General features: G+C 62.8%; 10 protein-coding genes. All 10 read left to right on the top strand.

Translation table 11 applies throughout. The features are described from left to right. The first annotated feature begins 44 nt into the window (after nt 1-44). The 10 genes from uvrA (at nt 45) to AC07WT_RS13255 (ending at nt 17,993) form a co-directional block, all read left to right on the top strand. Nucleotides 45-5,936, top strand: a complete 5,892-nt coding sequence (gene uvrA / locus AC07WT_RS13300) for an excinuclease ABC subunit UvrA (RefSeq protein ID WP_494947456.1) — start codon at nt 45-47, stop codon at nt 5,934-5,936. Between the two features lie 632 nt (nt 5,937-6,568). Then, on the top strand, nt 6,569-7,153 hold the full coding sequence (locus tag AC07WT_RS13295) for a helix-turn-helix domain-containing protein (protein WP_494947455.1): 585 nt from the start codon (nt 6,569-6,571) through the stop codon (nt 7,151-7,153). A gap of 383 nt (nt 7,154-7,536) precedes the next feature. Then, nucleotides 7,537-10,239, top strand: coding sequence for a TonB-dependent receptor plug domain-containing protein (locus AC07WT_RS13290; protein WP_494947454.1), 2,703 nt, complete (start codon nt 7,537-7,539; stop codon nt 10,237-10,239). A 106-nt stretch (nt 10,240-10,345) separates the two neighbouring features. Next, nucleotides 10,346-10,957: a MotA/TolQ/ExbB proton channel family protein gene (locus tag AC07WT_RS13285; protein ID WP_492594885.1), complete on the top strand. Its 612-nt coding sequence runs from the start codon at nt 10,346-10,348 to the stop codon at nt 10,955-10,957. Nucleotides 10,958-10,982: 25 nt separating this feature from the next. Then, on the top strand, nt 10,983-11,402 hold the full coding sequence (locus tag AC07WT_RS13280; RefSeq protein WP_494947453.1) for an ExbD/TolR family protein: 420 nt from the start codon (nt 10,983-10,985) through the stop codon (nt 11,400-11,402). Further along, nucleotides 11,399-12,166 (top strand): energy transducer TonB, encoded by a 768-nt coding sequence (locus AC07WT_RS13275; RefSeq protein WP_492594886.1) that lies wholly within the window; start codon nt 11,399-11,401, stop codon nt 12,164-12,166. The genes AC07WT_RS13280 and AC07WT_RS13275 overlap by 4 nt, the downstream gene beginning before the upstream one ends. A 125-nt stretch (nt 12,167-12,291) precedes the next feature. After that, nucleotides 12,292-14,238, top strand: coding sequence for an extracellular solute-binding protein (locus AC07WT_RS13270; RefSeq protein WP_494947452.1), 1,947 nt, complete (start codon nt 12,292-12,294; stop codon nt 14,236-14,238). An 8-nt stretch (nt 14,239-14,246) separates the two neighbouring features. Continuing rightward, nucleotides 14,247-15,299, top strand: a complete 1,053-nt coding sequence (locus AC07WT_RS13265; RefSeq protein WP_494947451.1) for a microcin C ABC transporter permease YejB — start codon at nt 14,247-14,249, stop codon at nt 15,297-15,299. Then, complete coding sequence (locus tag AC07WT_RS13260) at nt 15,253-16,368, top strand: ABC transporter permease (protein ID WP_494947450.1); 1,116 nt, start codon at nt 15,253-15,255, stop codon at nt 16,366-16,368. Before AC07WT_RS13265 ends, AC07WT_RS13260 begins: the two co-directional genes overlap by 47 nt. Next, the gene (locus AC07WT_RS13255; protein WP_494947449.1) at nt 16,365-17,993 is read left to right on the top strand and encodes an ABC transporter ATP-binding protein; all 1,629 of its coding nucleotides are present in this window, start codon (nt 16,365-16,367) and stop codon (nt 17,991-17,993) included. The genes AC07WT_RS13260 and AC07WT_RS13255 overlap by 4 nt, the downstream gene beginning before the upstream one ends. Nucleotides 17,994-17,998 lie beyond the last annotated feature (5 nt).

The raw sequence follows: 17,998 nt of genomic DNA, 5'->3' as shown, positions 1-17,998 counted from the left end.
GGCGTCCGTGAGAGGTGGCCCACTCATTCAGACGGTCGGATAAATTGGCATCTAACGGCATTATCAAGATTCGCGGCGCGCGTCAGCACAACCTGAAGAACGTCGATCTCGACGTGCGAACCGGCGAAATGACGGTCGTCACCGGCCCGTCCGGTTCCGGCAAATCGAGTCTCGTGTTCGACACGCTGTACGCGGAAGGGCAGCGGCGCTACGTCGAAACCTTCAGCGCTTACGCCCGGCAGTTTCTCGACCGCATGGACCGGCCGCAAGTCGACCGTGTCGACGGCGTGCCGCCCGCCATCGCGATCGACCAGACCAATCCGGTGCGCAGCTCGCGCTCCACGGTCGGCACGATGACCGAGCTCAACGATCATCTGAAGCTGCTCTACGCGCGGGCGGCCGAGCTGTTCGATCGCAAGACCGCGCAGCAGGTGCGCCACGACACGCCGGAAACGATTTACGCCGATCTGCTGGCGCGCACCGCGGAGCACGATCCGCGGCTGGTCGTCACGTTCCCGGTGGAGTTGCCGGAGTCCGCGTCGGAGCAGGAAGTCGAGCAATGGCTGTCCGCGAGCGGCTACACGCGGGTGCAGGCGCAGCGCGAAGTCGATTCGCCCACCGGCAAGCGCAAGCTGCTGGACGTGGTGGCCGACCGCTTCCGTTTGCGCCAGGTCGACAAGCAGCGGGTGGTCGAAGCGATCGAGGCGTCGCTCAAACGCGGCGGTGGCCGCGTCAACCTCTACGTACTGCCGCAAGCGCCGGCAGCGCCGGAGGCTAACGAAGCGGAGCCGCAAATCTGGCGGTTTTCCACCGGTCTGCACAATCCCGAAAGCGACCTGCGATACGCTGACCCGCAACCGGCGCTGTTCTCGTTCAACTCGGCTTACGGCGCGTGCGAAGTCTGCCGCGGTTTCGGCCGGGTAATCGGCGTCGATCTCGGTCTCGTCATCCCCGACGCGCGCAAGACGCTACGCGAAGGCGCGATCAAGCCAATGCAGACGCCGGCCTGGAAGGAGTGCCAGGACGATCTGATGCGCTACGCGGCGAAAGCCGATATCCGGCGCGGCACGCCGTGGGGCGAACTGACGGATGCCGAGCGCGACTGGGTCATCAACGGTTCGCCAGACTGGAACGGCAAGTGGCAAAGCCATTGGTACGGCGTCAAACGCTTCTTCGAATATCTCGAATCGAAAGCGTACAAGATGCACATTCGCGTGCTGCTGTCGAAGTACCGCAGCTATACGCCGTGTGAAACCTGCGGCGGCGCGCGTTTGAAAACTGAATCGCTGTTGTGGCGCCTCGGCACCCAGGCGAATGCCGACTCGGTGCTCGCGCCCGAACGGCGCTTCATGCCGCGCGGCGTCGATTGGCAGCGCGCGCAACTCGAGGCGTTGCCGGGTCTGACCGTGCACGATCTGATGCTGCTGCCGATCGAGCGCATCCGGCGTTTCTTCGACGAGATCAGCCTGCCGAGCGCATTGCTCGACGACGCGCTCAAGCTGCTGCTCGCCGAAGTGCGTACGCGCCTCAAGTATCTGTGCGACGTCGGTCTGGGCTATCTGACGCTCGACCGGCAAAGCCGCACGCTGTCGGGCGGCGAGGTGCAGCGGATCAACCTCACCACGGCGCTCGGCACATCGCTCACCAAAACGCTGTTCGTGCTCGACGAGCCGAGCATCGGCCTGCATCCGCGCGACCTGAACCGGATCGTCGAAGCAATGCACCGGCTGCGCGATGCGGGCAATACGCTGGTGGTGGTCGAACACGATCCGTCGGTGATGCTCGCGGCGGACCGCCTGATCGACATGGGCCCGGGGCCGGGCGAACGCGGCGGCTCGATCATTTACGACGGCTCGCCCGAGGCGATCCGTTCGTCCGGCACGCTGACCGGCGAGTACCTGGGCGGGCGCCGGCACGTGGCGGACGCGGCGCACTGGTCGCAGCGTCCGGTGGATGCAGGCACGCCGCGCATCGTGCTCGAGGGTGCGACCGAACATAACCTGCGCGATGTCACGGTTGAGATTCCGTTGCAATGCCTCGTCTGCGTGACGGGCGTGTCGGGTTCCGGCAAATCCACCTTGCTGCAGGACGTTTTGTATCCGGCCATGGCACGGCACTTCGGTCTCGCCACTGAATCGCCCGGCGCGTTCAGGAGCCTGACGGGCGCCGGTCAGGTCACGGACGTCATATTCGTCGACCAGTCGCCGATCGGCAAGACCGCGCGCTCGAATCCCGCCAGTTACGTCGGCGCGTTCGACGAAATCCGCAAGCTGTTCGCCAAGGCGCCGCTTGCGAAGCAACGCGGTTACGGCCCCGGCATGTTCAGCTTCAACTCGGGCGAAGGACGTTGCCCGACCTGCGGCGGTTCGGGCTTCGAGCACATCGAAATGCAGTTCCTGAGCGACGTGTATTTGCGCTGTCCGGATTGCGACGGCCGCCGTTATCGCGCCGAACTGCTCGAAGTGAAGATCGAGCGAGGCGAGCCGGCGCGCGCCTTGAGCATTGCCGACGTGCTGGAACTGACGGTGAGCGAAGCCACCGCCTACTTCGCGAAGGATGCCGAAGTGTTGCGCGTGCTGCAGCCCATCGTCGACGTGGGCCTCGAATACGTGAAGCTCGGCCAGCCTGTGCCGACGCTGTCCGGCGGCGAGGCGCAGCGGCTCAAGCTCGCCGGTTTTCTCGCGGAATCGGCGCAGGCGCGCACCGCGCGCAGTGCAAAACAGGCGGTCGCGAAACGTCTGTTCATGTTCGACGAGCCGACCACCGGCCTGCATTTCGACGACATCGCCAAGCTGATGCAGGCGTTCGGCAAGCTGCTCGCAAGCGGCCATTCGCTGATCGTGATCGAGCACAATCTCGACGTGATCCGCGCGGCCGACTGGCTGATCGATCTCGGCCCCGAAGGCGGGGACGGCGGCGGCCGGGTGCTGTGCGCGGGCACGCCCGAAGACGTCAAGCATTGCGGTCAATCGCATACCGGCGAGGCACTGCTGCAATACGACCGCGCGATGAGCGCCGCGGCCGAGCCGTCGCCACAAGGTATTCCGTTGCAAAAGGCGCTGAGTGCAGCGCGTGCGCGCCGGGCGATCGAAGGCGAGGACGTGGTGCGCATCGTCAACGCGCGCGAGCACAATCTGAAGGCGCTCGACGTCGATATTCCGCACGGCAAGTTCAACGTGATCACCGGCGTGTCCGGTTCGGGCAAATCCACGCTCGCCTTCGACATTCTGTTCCACGAAGGGCAGCGCCGTTACCTCGAATCGCTGAACGCGTACGCGCGGTCGATCGTGCAGCCGGCCGGCCGCCCCGAAGTCGACGCGGTGTACGGCATTCCGCCCACTGTCGCGATCGAGCAGCGTTTGTCGCGCGGCGGCCGCAAGAGTACCGTGGCGACCACGTCGGAAGTGTGGCACTTTCTGCGTCTGCTGTATGTGAAGCTCGGTCTGCAACATTGCATTCACGACGGCACGCCGGTCACGTCGCAGAGTGTCGAGTCGATTGCCGCGCAGCTGCTGCGCGATCACAAAGGCGAGCACGTCGGTTTCCTCGCGCCGCTCGTCGTGAACCGCAAGGGCGTCTATACCGATCTCGCGAAGTGGGCGAAAGCGCGCGGCAATACGCATCTGCGCGTGGACGGCGAGTTTGTGCCGGTGGACCCTTGGCCGAAGCTCGACCGCTTTCGCGAGCACACGATCGAGTTGCCGGTGGTCGACATCGTCGTGTCGCCGGACAACGAAGCTGAATTGCGCCGCGCGCTCGACGAGACGCTCGAAATCGGCAATGGCGTGATGCATCTGCTTGCGCCCCTCGACGGTTTGCACGACGCGATCAGCGGCGGTCATCCCACGGCCACGCTCGGCGCGGTGAAGGTGCTGTCCATCAAGCGCGCGTGTCCGGTGTGCGGCACGAGCTATCCCGAGCTCGACCCGCGCATGTTCTCGTACAACAGCAAGCATGGCTGGTGCACCACCTGTGTCGGCACGGGCCTCGCGCTGACGCGCGAGCAACGTGCGGCATACGACGACACTGTGATCGTCGACGACAATCGCGGCCGCGAGCAAAGCTTGCCGTCGGAGGAGCAGGAACCGGAAGGAGTCGTCGACGAACCGTGTCCCGATTGCGCCGGCACGCGTCTGAATCCGACCGCGCGCGCGGTCGCGTTCGATGCGCACGCGATCGTCGAGGTCGCGCAGTGGACGGTTTCCGATACGCGCAAATGGATCGACACGCTGGAAATGACGGGCCGTGAGGCGGAAATCGCGCGCGACGTGATCAGCGAAATCGGCAGCCGTCTGCAGTTCCTCGAAGAAGTCGGGCTCGGCTATCTGAGTCTCGATCGCGCGGCGCCGAGTTTGTCGGGTGGCGAAGCGCAGCGCATCCGGCTCGCCGCGCAGCTCGGCAGCAATCTGCAAGGCGTGTGCTATGTGCTCGACGAACCCACTATCGGTCTGCATCCGCGCGACAACCAGATTCTGCTGAACGCATTGCGCAAGCTGGGCGAGAAGGGCAATACGCTGGTGGTGGTCGAACATGACGAAGACACCATTCGGCGTGCCGATCACATCATCGATATCGGGCCCGGTGCGGGCAAGCGCGGCGGTACGCTCATCGCGCAAGGCAGTGTTGCCGATCTGTCGGCGCAATCCGATTCGCTGACCGGGCAGTTTCTCGCGCAGCCGATCGTGCATCCGTTGCAGCCGCGCCGCAAGGTGGTCGCGCCGACCAAACGCGCAGCGGCCGTACCCGAGAACTGGCTAACGGTGCATGGCGGCAAGCTGCACAACCTGCGCAACGTGACGGTCGGCATTCCGCTATCGCGGCTAGTCGCGGTGACGGGTGTGAGCGGTTCCGGCAAGTCGACGCTCGCGCGCGATGTGCTGATGGCCAATCTGCTGGATGCGGTCGGGCGCTCGGTGCTGTCGTCGCCGGCTACGCGGCGTGCGCGCGCGGCGGCGCAGGAGCAGCCGGCGGCGAACCGGCGCTCGAGCGTATTGGCGCGCACGGCGCCCCGCGCGCCGCTCAACGTCACGCATGCATGGCAAGGGTGCGACGCGGTGACCGGCTGGGAAACCATCGACCGTGTGCTCGAAGTCGACCAGACCCCGATCGGCAAGACGCCGCGTTCATGTCCGGCGACCTACATCGGCGTGTGGGACGCGATCCGCAAGCTGTTTGCCGGCACGCTCGAAGCGCGCGCGCGTGGCTACACGGCGTCGCGCTTCTCGTTCAACACGGGTGAAGGCCGCTGTCCCGCTTGCGAAGGGCAAGGCGTGCGCACCATCGGCATGAGCTTCCTGCCCGACGTGAAAGTGCCGTGCGACGTTTGTCACGGTCAACGTTTCAATCCGGAGACGCTCGCGGTCACCTGGCGCGGCAAGAACATCGGCGACGTGCTGACCATGGAAATCGACGAAGCCGTCGAGTTCTTTGCGCCGATTTCCAACATCGCGCATCCCTTGCAATTGATGAAGGACGTCGGGCTCGGTTATCTCACGCTGGGGCAGCCGTCGCCTACGTTGTCGGGCGGCGAAGCACAGCGCATCAAGCTGGTCACCGAGTTGAGCAAGGTGCGCGACGACATCACGCGGCGTGGTCAGAAGCCGCCGCATACGCTGTATGTGCTGGACGAACCGACCGTCGGTTTGCATATGGCGGATGTCGCGAAGCTGATTCGCGTGCTGCACCGTCTCGCGGACGGCGGCCATAGCGTCGTCGTCATCGAGCACGATCTCGACGTGATTGCAGAGGCGGACTGGATCATCGATCTTGGTCCTGAAGGGGGCGTAGGCGGTGGGACAATCGTGGCTGCTATGGATCCCGAAGGACTCGCGCAAGTACCCGAGAGTCACACGGGGGCGGCGTTGAGACCGGTGCTGGCTCGCGCCGAAAGCGCGCACGTCGCGCCAGTCGAAGCGGGCGAAGGCACCAACGGTTAGCACGAACGCGCGATGCAAACCAGCGCAAACACACGGCCTGCATCGCGGTAACGCGATGCAGGCCGTGTGCTTTGTGACCCATACGAATTGTTTAGTATCCGGCGGCACGTTGTTTAGTTGCGGCCCGATCTGTTCACCCGGCGGCATGCGCATCACGTTCATGTTTTTAGAGAGATGCCTCTATTTAGAGGCGTGCTTCTAATTGGAGCCGTGGTTCCAAATAAGGTATGTCCTCATCAAAAAAAGTTTGACGTGCGATTTTGGCTTGATATTGTCCCCTTCCATTGAGCGCCTTTACAACGATTAGCGCTTGGCTGGCGAGACACGCGCGAGCTCTGCGCATCGTTTGTCTTCAAGCTTCCACGTCGATTGAAAAGTCGCGCGACCGCATTCGGGCAGCGTCTTTCGCTCGCGCTGGATTTTCTCGCCGTCGCCTGGGCGAGCGGCGTCAGACTACTTGTCGTGTTATCTGATTCTTATAGACATGGTCCGGGGGCGGCGGATGTCAATCCAGCTTCCGCTACAGGCGAGCGCCGTTCATTTCATACAAGTCTCAGGTACGGTACGTCGCGCCCAATGAAACAATATTTGCTCATATCAAACAAATTTTGACTACATGATTCTGTCTTGCTATGTTTCCGCCACCCGATAACAAGAAACAAGCCGCGGTTGCAACGCGGGCGATAGGTAGAAAGATTCGCGCTTTGCGCCACAGGCTCAAGCGCACGCTTGAAGACACAGCGACCGCTGCGGGGATATCGAAACCGTTTCTGTCGCAGGTGGAGCGCGGTCAGGCGGCGCCGTCGATTACCTCTCTCGTCGGCATTGCGCGTGCGTTAGGTGTGACGGTGCAGTACTTCATCGACACGCCGACTGAAGCCGGGTCGGTATGCCGGGGCGCCGAGTTGAAGTACTTTGGTTTTGCCGATTCGGCCAACCTGTTCGGCAGGCTGACGAATCTGTCGGATAGCAGGAAGCTGGAAGCCATCCTCGTGAGGATGCCGGCGGGCCAGCAACCGTCGGAAGTGACGACGCATGCCGGCGAAGAGTTCTTGTACGTGATGAGCGGAGAGATCTCCCTCACACTCGAAGGTACGACATTTGTGTTGCAGGCGGGTGACACCGCGCATTACGAGTCAACGGTCCCGCATGCATGGACCAACACCGCAGGTGAAGAGACTGTGCTGGTCTGGGTCGGCACGCCGAGGTTGTTCTAGCTGGGTAAGCACAGCCGAAGTTGCGAAGCAATCAAGAAATAAAGATTAGTTATACAGAATTGTTTATTTCAATACCAATGACTGAAGTCCCATGGAAAAGAAGCATTTCGTGAGTGAGTCGATTTGCGTGGGTTGAAATGAATTGGAAAGCTACTCCTGCATTATTTTGTAAGAAATTAGGACTGCGATATTAAAAAAGAACCGAAGTGCTCACGTATTGCCGAATCGGTTTAGACCTCTTTAATCGATTAGGCGTTTTTGCACAGATACGGGGCAACTTTGGCTAAACGTGGTGCGTCGTCGCTGCAAATCGAGCGGAGAAGTTCACAAGACTTTTCTTTGCACAACAGGTGTGGGTCTTACTGACGAGTGAGAAGGGGAAAATGAAACAAAAGGCATTGGCATTGGCCATCAAAAGAATACTTTGGGCAGAACTCGCGTTGTCGGCTGCTATTGCCTCTCCGGCGTTCGCACAAAGCCAGCCGGCCACGACCGGTAGTACTGCTGCAGCACCGACGTCGGAAGCCACACCGGCCGCGACGGACTCGGGCAACGTGACGAAGATGCAACGGGTCGAAGTGACCGGCTCGCTGATCCGCACGTCGGACAAGGTCGGCAACACGGAAGTGCAGACCATCACGCCGAAGGAAATCGAGCAGAGCGGCTACACGACGGTCGCTGACTTCCTGCGCGGCACGTCCGTGAACTCGGCCAGCAGCTGGGGGCAAACCAACATGAACAGCTCCGCGCAGGGCGGTGCAGGGATCGCGTTGCGCGGGCTCAGTGAAAAGTACACGCTGGTGCTGGTGGACGGACAGCGGGTGGCGAACTACGGCAAGGCGGTGAACTTCACCGACACGTTTTTCGACGTCAATTCGATTCCGCTCAACATGGTGGACCACATCGACATCGTGAAGACCGGCGCTGTTTCAGTGTACGGTTCCGACGCGATTGCCGGCGTGGTCAACATCATCACGAAGAAGAACTTCCAGGGTTTGCAGATCGATGGTCAGCTCGGCAAGGCGCAGCATCCGGGCGATGCGCAGGGTACCTTCAGCGTGCTCGGCGGCTTTGGCGATCTGAATTCCGATCGCTTCAACGTAACGGCCGCGGCCAGCTACTATCGCGACACCGGCTCGTCGCTCGGCGACCGCGATTTCACCGCGAACCAGGATTTCAGCCAGTTCCCTGGCGGCCTCGCCGGTCCGCTCGGCCCGAATCAGCAGTCGTACTGGACAGCGCCGGACGGCACCAAGACGGCGCTTAACCCATGCCCGCCCGGCAGCGTATCGGCGGACGGCGGCGCGGAGTGCAAGTCGAATCCCGCCAATGCCACGTCGCTGATGCCGTCGACCACGCGCCTGAACGCGAAGGTGCGCGGCACCTTCAAGATCAACGACGAGACGCAGGCGTATGCCGACTTCTGGGTGAGCCGCAACGAAACCGTGCAGAACCAGGGTCCGGCGGCGCTGAGCAGCACCACCAACGCATTCAATCCGGCCACTGGTTCGGCCTTGCCGCTGTCGCGCACCGTACCAGCGAGCAATCCATACAACCCGTTCGGTTTGCCTGCGAAAATCAACTACACGTTCCCGGATACCGTTTCGGCAGACACGGTATCCACCTTCTGGAAGGCATCGACCGGCGTGAAGGGCTCGTTCACCACGCAGAAGTTCGGCGACTGGGATTGGTCCGCGGACTATGGTCATTCGCAGAGCACGGTCGACACGCACTATTCGAACGTGTTGAACGCGGCGGGCGTCGAGAACATTCTGCAGAACGGCGTGTTCAACTTCTCGAACCCGTCGGCAACGCCGAACGGTTTGAACGGCGTCTTCATGAGCGACTACGATCAGGCGATCTCGAAGCTCGACAGCGTCACGGCGAAGACCTCGACCGGCAACCTGTTCAATCTGCCGGGTGGCCCGGTCGGCGTTGGTTTCGGCACCGAGTTCCGTCACGAGAGCTCGCTGATCAACTCGCGCACCTATAGCGCGCTGGGTATCAGCGCGCCGGCCAACGTGCAGACGGTCGACGGTTCGCGCAACGTGGCCGCGGTCTACTATCAGGTCGATATTCCGATCATCCGCAACCTGACCTTCACGCAAGCGGGCCGTTACGACCACTACAACGACTTCGGCGGTGCGTTCTCGCCGAGCTTCGCACTGCGCTATCAGCCGGTGCAGGCAGTCACGACCTACGCATCGTATAGCCGCGGTTTCCGCGCGCCGACGCTGGTGGAAAACTCGCAGGCGACTTACCTCGCGCACCAGAACCTGGTCGATCCGAACGATCCGAGCGGCGTGCCGACCAAGCACTTCACGACCGAACAGGTCAACGGCAATCCGAATCTGCAGCCCGAGCACACCAAAAACTACAACATCGGCTTCCAGCTCTCGCCGGATTCGTCGACCGACATCGGTGCGGCGTTCTACAAGATTCACATCGACGGCGTGATCGGCACCAACGATCCGAATGCAGTGATCGATGCGAACAACCCGTCCACGGTGATCCGCAATCCGGACGGCACGGTGGCCTATATCAAGGAACAGTTCATCAACCTCGGTTCGCTCGACACAGACGGCTTCGACATGAACTTCCGCAAGTCGGTCGGCACGAAGTACGGCACGTTCACGCTGGCAGGCGACTGGACCTACGTGTGGCACTTCAAGCTGAATAGCCCGGGCGCGCCGACGCAGGACTTCGCCGGCAACAACCTCGCGCTGCTGCAGCCGTTCGGCGCCAGCAATCCGCGCTGGAAGGGCAACACGAGCTTGACGTGGGATTACCGCAAGTTCACCACGACGCTGACGTGGCAATACACGGGGCCGTACACCAACGCGGTGGCAGCCGAATTCGGCGACGGCGGCACGCTGTCGGTGGCGTCGTACAGCCAGTTCAACCTGATGGCCACATATCGCGGCTTCAAGAACTGGACGATCTACGGCGGCATCAACAACATCTTCGACCGCAAGCCGCCGTTCGACGTCGAGTGGCAGGCTACGCCGGATATCACGGGCTACGACCAGTCGCTCTACACCAACATCGGCCGCTTCTTCCAGGTCGGTGCGACGTACCGCTTCTAACGCTTTTGATGCACCCGCAGTCTGTTTAGTCGGTCGGCCGCTCCGGCTCCCGGTCATCCCCGCCGGAGCGGCTTAACTTTGTTATAGACGTACTTTGGAGTTCCCCGTGCTCAATACCCTTATCAACTATTCAGTTCAATCGATGGGCCTGATTCCGTTGCTGGCCTTTATCTTCCTGCTGGGCATCTCGATCATCGTCGAGCGCTTCATGTTCTTCTCGCGAGCGGTCAAGGCGGGCAAGACGCTCGAACATGATCTGAAGTTGGTCGAGCCGGCTAATCTGTCCGACGCACAGAAGGTCGCCGAACACTACAAGCAGACCGTGCAAGGCGAACTCGTCAAAAGCGTGCTGAAGGTGCAGGGCAAACCGGAAGCGGTGGTGGAGCGCGAGCTCGAGGAAACCATCATGTTCCAGATGCCGCGCCTCGACCGCAATCTGTGGATTCTCGATACAGCCGTGACGCTCGGCCCGCTGCTCGGTCTGCTCGGTACGATCATCGGCATGGTCGAGTCGTTCAACGTGCTCGGCACGAGCGGCACCGCGAACCCGAACGGCGTGACGGGCGGCATCGGCCACGCGCTGACGGCCACCGCTTGCGGCCTGACGATCGCGATCATCTGCGTGATCTTCCTGAACTACTTCAACAAGCGTATCCGCATGACGGTCAACCAGTTCGACCTGATCAAGTCGCTGCTCGTGTCGCGGTTCGCCGCCTGAAAATTCGCATCGAAGGAGAAGGATCATGCGTAACCATCGCAGCCATTACCTGGGCGCGGAAGAGAAGGCGCGCATCGAGATCATTCCGATGATCGACATCATGATGTTCCTGCTGGTGTTCTTCATGCTCGCCACGCTGAAGATGATTCAGGGCGCGGGCATCAAACTCGATCTGCCGCAATCGAGCACGGCGGAGCAGTTGCAGCAGACGGTGAAGGTGTCGATCGGCGTCACCAAGACCGATGAGATTTACCTGGACGCGAAACCCGTTACGCCGACTGAACTGACCGCGCACCTGGAAGGACTGGTGCACGACTCGAAGAAGGTCGACGTGGCGATCGCCGGCGACGAAGGCACGAGCTACAAGAACATCGTCAAGGTCATGGACCTGGTGCGCGCGGCGGGCATCAGTTCGGTTGCACTGGCGACAAATCCGACGACATGAGCTCTCCGGTACTCGACATGAAAGACCCGCAAAGTCGCCTGAACGGCGCTCTCTGGGCATCGTCAACGCCGGCGCATCATGGCCGCATGTCCATGAAGACGGCCGTGGGGATCGCGCTCGTGGTGGAGCTGCTGGTGATCGTCGGGCTTTCGCAGGTGAGCTTCAAACAGCCGCCGCCGCCCGAGCGCAAGGTGATGCAGGTGGAGATGGCGCCGCCGCCTCCGCCGCCCGAGGTGAAGAAGCTCGAGCCGCCGCCCGCGCCCACACCCGTGAAGCCGGTACCGAAGCAGGTCCAGCCCAAGCCGCTGCCGACACCCAGGCCGCCGCCTGCCGTGCCGTCGCCCACGCCGAAGCCGGCCAACATCGCGCCAGCCGCCAATCCGAACGCGAACGCACCCGCGTTGGCTACCGCGAACGCGACGCCGGGTCCGGCCACGGCGCCCGCCGCGCCGCCCGCGCCGGCGGCGCCACCCGCGTTGCACGGTGTGGTCGACGGCCGCGGTCATTGTCAGGCCGTGCAGCCGCAGATCCCGCGGCGCGCGCTGCAGGAAGGGATTTCGGCGACCGTGATCGCGCATCTGTCGATCAGCCCTGACGGCAGCGTCAGCGATGTGAAGATCATGCGCGTGACACCGCCCACTTCGGTGTTCAACGAGGCGGTCATCGCCGCGGCGAAGTCGTATCGATGCGAGAAGAACGCGGAGGCTTATGTCGGTGAAGTCGCGTTCTCGTTCAAGACCGCACCGAGCGACGACGACCAGTAAACCGGGGCGCAGTGCTGCGCTTCCGGGGAAAGCAACGCGAGCGATGGCGATCGGCTGTCGTTCGCGCCGATTCGACGTACCGCGCGCCGGCTCGAAGCCGGCGTGCGTCCTCACGCATTCCGAAGATGAGACTTGTGAAGTTTCGCTGGCCGCGCGCCGTGTGGACGATCTCGCGCGCGCCGGTGCCGAGCTTGGGCGCTGCATGGCTGGCCGCGCTGTGCGTCGGCGTGAGCCTGAGCCTGAGCGCGGCGCCCGCGCAGGCCAAAGCGTCGATTTCCCAATACGACGAGCCCAAATATCCCGCTGGTTTCACGCACTTCGACTACGCCGATCCGACGGCGCCGGCCGACGGCACGCTCAGTTTTCAGAACTTCGACGAGCTGCAGAGCTACGACTCGCTGAACCCGTTCCTCGTGCGCGGCGCGCCTGCACCGGACATACTGCATCTGATGTTCGATACGCTGATGCAGCGCAGCTGGGACGAACTGGCCTCGGAGTATCCGCTGATCGCCGATGACGTCGAAGTGGCGCCGGACCTCAGTTCGGCGACCTTCCACATCGATCCGGCTGCGCGCTTTTCAAACGGCGATCCGATCACCGCTGCCGACGTCAAATATTCGTTCGATACGTTGACGAGCCCACAAGCTTCACCGGTATACAACGCGCAGTTCTCGGTCATCAGGCGCGCCGTGGTGGTCGACCGGGCCACGGTGCGCTTCGATTTCAAGCACGCCGAGCGGGGCGCGCCGCTGATCGCCGGCGACCTGCCGATCTTCTCGCCGAAGTGGGGCATGCGCGCCGACGGCACCCGTCCGCCGTTCGATCAGATCGCGAACCAGGCGCCGATCGCGAGCGGCCCGTATCTGATCGAAGCGCGCAAGAACGACAAGCAGATTGCCTATCGCCGCAACCCGAACTACTGGGCCGCGAATCTGCCGTCGCGGCGCGGCATGTATCGCTTCGCGAGCATCACGTTCAAGCTGTATCACGATCACTACACGCAGCTCGAAGCTTTCAAGGCCGGCGACGCGGACGTCATCGTCGAATACAGCGCGACCCAGTGGGCGCGCAAATACGTCGGCAAGAACTTCAGGAACGGTCTGCTGAAGAAGGGTGATTTCGCCGACGGTCCCGCGCAGATGCAGGGCATGCTGATGAATATGCGCAAGCCGATGTTCCAGGACCCGCGCGTGCGCCACGCGCTCACGCTGGCCTTCGACTACGACTGGATGAACCGGATGATGTTCTACGGCCAATACCGGCGCACCAGCAGCTATTTTGAGGCGAGCCCGTTCGGCGCAACCGGCATGCCCGGCCCCAAGGAACTGGCGCTGCTTGAACCGCTGCGCGCCAGTGTGCCGCCCGAAGTATTCGGTCCGATGCTCAAGCAACCCACTACGATTCCACCGGATTCCCTGCGCGGCAATCTGCGCGTCGCACGCGATCTGCTGGCGCAGGCTGGATGGCACTATCGCGACGGCGCATTGCGCGACGCGAACGGCACGCCGATGACGATCGAGATCATGGACGATCAGCCGGGTATGGATCGTCTGATCCTGCCGTATATGCAGGCGCTCGGCGAACTCGGCATCCAGGCCCATATGCGCGAAATCGACAGTGCGTTGTACGAGAAGCGTCTGGACAATTTCGAGTACGACATGACCACCTTTATCTATCCGCCGGTGACGATTCCGGGCGCCGAACTGACGCGCCGATTCGGCAGTGCGGCCGCGTCCGAAATCGGCTCCGAGAACTATCCGGGTATTCGATCGAAAGCGGTCGACTCGCTGATTCGCTCCGCGCTCTCCGCCACCAATCTCGACGATCTGGAGGCGGCGACCCGTGCGCTCGACCGCGTCCTGATCTACTCGTTCTATCTGGTGCCGGAGTACTACGCGCCGGGCGCGCGCATCGGCTACAAGACGACGCTGGCGTTCCCGAAGATCGTACCCACGTCTTACCTGTACGAAGACTGGGTCATCGATTACTGGTACGCAAGGGCGCCACGCACACAAGCGACGCGAACCCAGGCGGCGCCGTCCGCTGTCTCAACCACGGCTACGGCCCACTGAGGACCAGCATGCTCGCCTACATTCTCAGACGTTTGCTGTTGATGGTGCCGACGCTGCTCGGCGTGGTCACGCTGACCTTTGTCGTCACGCAGTTCGTGCCGGGTGGGCCGGTCGAACAGGTGATGACGCAACTCCGCCACGGCACTGGCCGTGGCGGAGAGGCGGGGGCGGGCGCGGGCGGGTATCACGGCAGCCAGGGTGTCGATCCGCAGCAGATCGAACAGATCAAGAAACAGTTCGGCTTCGACAAGCCGCCGCTCGAGCGCTATCTGCTGATGCTCAGGCACTACGCGACCTTCGACCTCGGTCAGTCGTACTTCCAGCACGACAGCGTGTGGGACGTGATCCGCTCGAAGCTGCCGGTGTCGATCACGCTCGGCCTATGGACGGTGCTGCTCACGTATCTGATATCGGTGCCGTTGGGCATTGCGAAAGCGGTGCGCAACGGCTCGCGCTTCGATACGGTAACGAGCGTGCTGGTGCTGGCCGGCTACGCGATTCCCGGCTTCGTGCTCGGCGTGCTGCTGCTGATGCTGTTCGGCGGCGGCACTTTCTGGCAGGTGTTTCCGATGCGCGGTCTCACGTCGGATAACTTCGGCGAGCTGAGCACCTTCGGCAAAGTGCTCGATTATCTGTGGCACATCGTGCTACCGGTGACGGCCTCGGTGGTCGGCAACTTCGCGATCGTCACGATTCTCACCAAGAACACGTTCCTCGAAGAGATCGGCCGTCAGTATGTGTTGACCGCGCGCGCCAAGGGCGCGCCGGAGCGCGACGTGCTGTGGAAGCACGTGCTGCGCAACGCCGCGATTCCGTTGCTGACAGGCCTGCCCGCCGCGTTTGTCGGCGCTTTCCTGAACGGCAACCTGCTGATCGAAACGCTGTTCTCGCTCGACGGCATGGGCCAACTCTCGTACGACTCGGTGATTCGCCGGGACTATCCGGTCGTGCTCGGCTCGCTCTTTCTGTTCACGCTGATCGGCCTCGTAACCAAACTCATTGCTGACGTCTGCTATGTCCTCGTCGACCCCCGCATCCAATTCAACCGCCTGGACCGCTGACGCGGCGGGCGTCGCGCACGCGGCGTCGCCGTCGCCGTGGCGGCGCACGTGGCTGCGCTTCAAGCGTCAGCGGCTCGGTTACTGGAGCCTCCTGATCTTCATATCGCTGTTCGTCATCAGCCTGCTCGGCGAGGTGCTGTCCAACGATCGCCCGTTGGTGGTCCGATACGAAGGCCACTATTACTTCCCGATCGTGAAGGACTATTCGGAGACCTTGTTCGGCGGTGATTTTCCGGCCCGCGCGAACTACCTGGACCCGTATATCCGTTCGCGGCTCGAATCGAACGGCAACTTCGCGATATATCCGCCGAATCATTTTCACTATGACACGATCGATTACTTCGCCGCGCATCCGTATCCGGCACCGCCGACGACGACCAACTGGCTCGGCACCGATCAATACGGCCGTGACGTGCTCGCGCGGCTCCTGTACGGTTTCCGTTTGTCCGTGCTGATGGCGCTCGCACTGACCGTGTCCGGCGTGCTGATCGGCGTGTTGACCGGTGCGGTGCAGGGTTTTTATGGCGGACGCACCGATCTGATCGGGCAACGCCTGATCGAAATATGGAGCTCGATGCCGGATCTGTATCTGCTCATCATCTTCGCGTCGATTTTCGAGCCGACTTTGTGGCTGCTGTTCATTCTTCTTTCGATGTTCGGCTGGCTCGTGCTGTCCGACTACGTGCGCGCCGAATTCCTGCGCAACCGTTCGCTCGATTACGTGAAGGCAGCGCGCACGATGGGGCTGTCGAACTGGCAGATCATGTGGCGTCATGTACTGCCCAATAGCCTGACGCCAGTGATTACGTTTCTGCCGTTTCGCATGAGCGCGGCGATCCTCTCGCTGACGAGTCTCGACTTTCTCGGCCTGGGCGTGCCGCCGCCGACGCCGAGCCTCGGCGAGTTGCTTCAGGAGGGCAAGAACAATCTCGACGCCTGGTGGATTTCGATGTCGGCGTTTGCGGCGCTGGTGATGACGCTGCTGCTGCTGACCTTCATGGGCGACGCGCTGCGCAACGCGCTGGATACGCGCTCGCGCGGCTCGGCCTTCGGCGGAGGTCCGCGATGAGCGACTCGAAGCTGAACCCACCCTTGCTGGAAATCGACCGCTTCTCCGTGCGTTTCGGCGAGAAGGTCGCGGTGCACGAACTGAGCCTTTCGATCGCGCGCGGCGAGCGGGTCGCGCTGGTCGGCGAATCGGGGTCGGGCAAGAGCGTCACCGCATTGTCGATTCTGCGCCTCGTCGAGCATGCCGGGTTGAGCGGCCGCATGCTGCTCGACGGCGAAGATCTGCTGCAAAAAACCGAGCAGCAGATGCGCGGGATTCGCGGCGCCGACGTCGCGATGGTGTTTCAGGAACCGATGACGGCGCTCAATCCGCTCTTCACGATCGGCAAGCAGATCGCCGAGAGCTTGCGCCTGCACGAGGGCCTGCGGCCGAACGCGGCGCGCGAGCGTGGCATCGAACTGCTCAGACGGACCGGCATTCCCGAGCCGGAGCGGCGCATCGACAGCTTTCCGCATCAACTATCCGGCGGCCAGCGGCAGCGCGCGATGATCGCGATGGCGCTCGCGTGCCGTCCGCGCCTGCTGCTCGCCGACGAACCCACTACCGCGCTCGACGTCACTGTGCGCCAGCAAATCGTCGATCTGCTGATTGCGTTGCAGGAACAGGAGGCGGCCGAGCGCGGCATGGCCGTGCTGCTGATCACGCATGACCTGAATCTGGTCAGGCGCTTCGCGCAGCGCGTCGCGGTGATGGAGAAGGGCGTGCTGGTCGAAACCAATACGACCGAAGCCTTGTTCGCCGATCCGCAGCATCCGTACACGAAGCGCCTGCTCGACAGCGAGCCGCAACGCGCGGTCGAGCCGATCGAAGCCGGCGCGCGGCGCCTGCTCGAAGTGCAGGGGCTCGCGGTCGATTACCGCACGTCCGCGAAAGGCTGGCGTTCGCTGTTCCAGCGCTCCACATTTCGCGCGGTGCAGGAGGTCGATTTGAGCGTGCAGCGCGGCGAGACGCTCGGCATCGTCGGCGAATCGGGTTCCGGCAAGTCGACGCTGGCGGCCACCGTGCTCGGTTTGCAGCAGCCGGCCGCGGGCCATATCCACATCGACGGCATGCCGTTGTCGACGCTGAAGACCGCCACCTCGCGCCGCGCGCTGTATGCGCGTATGCAGGTCGTGTTTCAGGACCCGTTCGGTTCGCTGTCGCCGCGCATGACGGTGGAGCAGATCGTCGGCGAGGGCCTCGCGATGCATCGGCCGGAAGTGGATGCGAAGGCGCGGCGCGCGCGCGTCGCCGGTCTGCTCGAAGAGGTCGGCATGCCCGCCGACGCGATGCTGCGCTATCCGCATGAGTTTTCCGGCGGGCAGCGCCAGCGCATTGCGATTGCGCGCGCACTGGCGGTCGAGCCCGAGTTGCTGGTGCTCGACGAGCCGACCAGCGCACTCGACGTGTCGATCCAGAAGCAGGTGCTGAACCTGCTGACAAACCTGCAGAAAAAGTACAAGCTTAGCTACTTGTTCATCACGCACGATCTGGCGGTGATGCGAGCTATGGCGCATCGCGTAATCGTGATGAAGTCGGGACGCATCGTGGAAGCCGGCGACACGCTCGACGTGCTGCACGCGCCTTCGCATCCTTATACCCAGTCGCTGCTGGCGTCGTCGCTGGTTCTGCCGGCGCCTGGCTGAGCACC

The sequence above is a fragment of the Paraburkholderia sp. GW821-FHT02A12 genome (genome assembly GCF_059422005.1).
The sequence above is the reverse complement of the archived record's forward strand: the minus strand, read 5'-3'. Positions and strand labels throughout refer to the sequence as shown.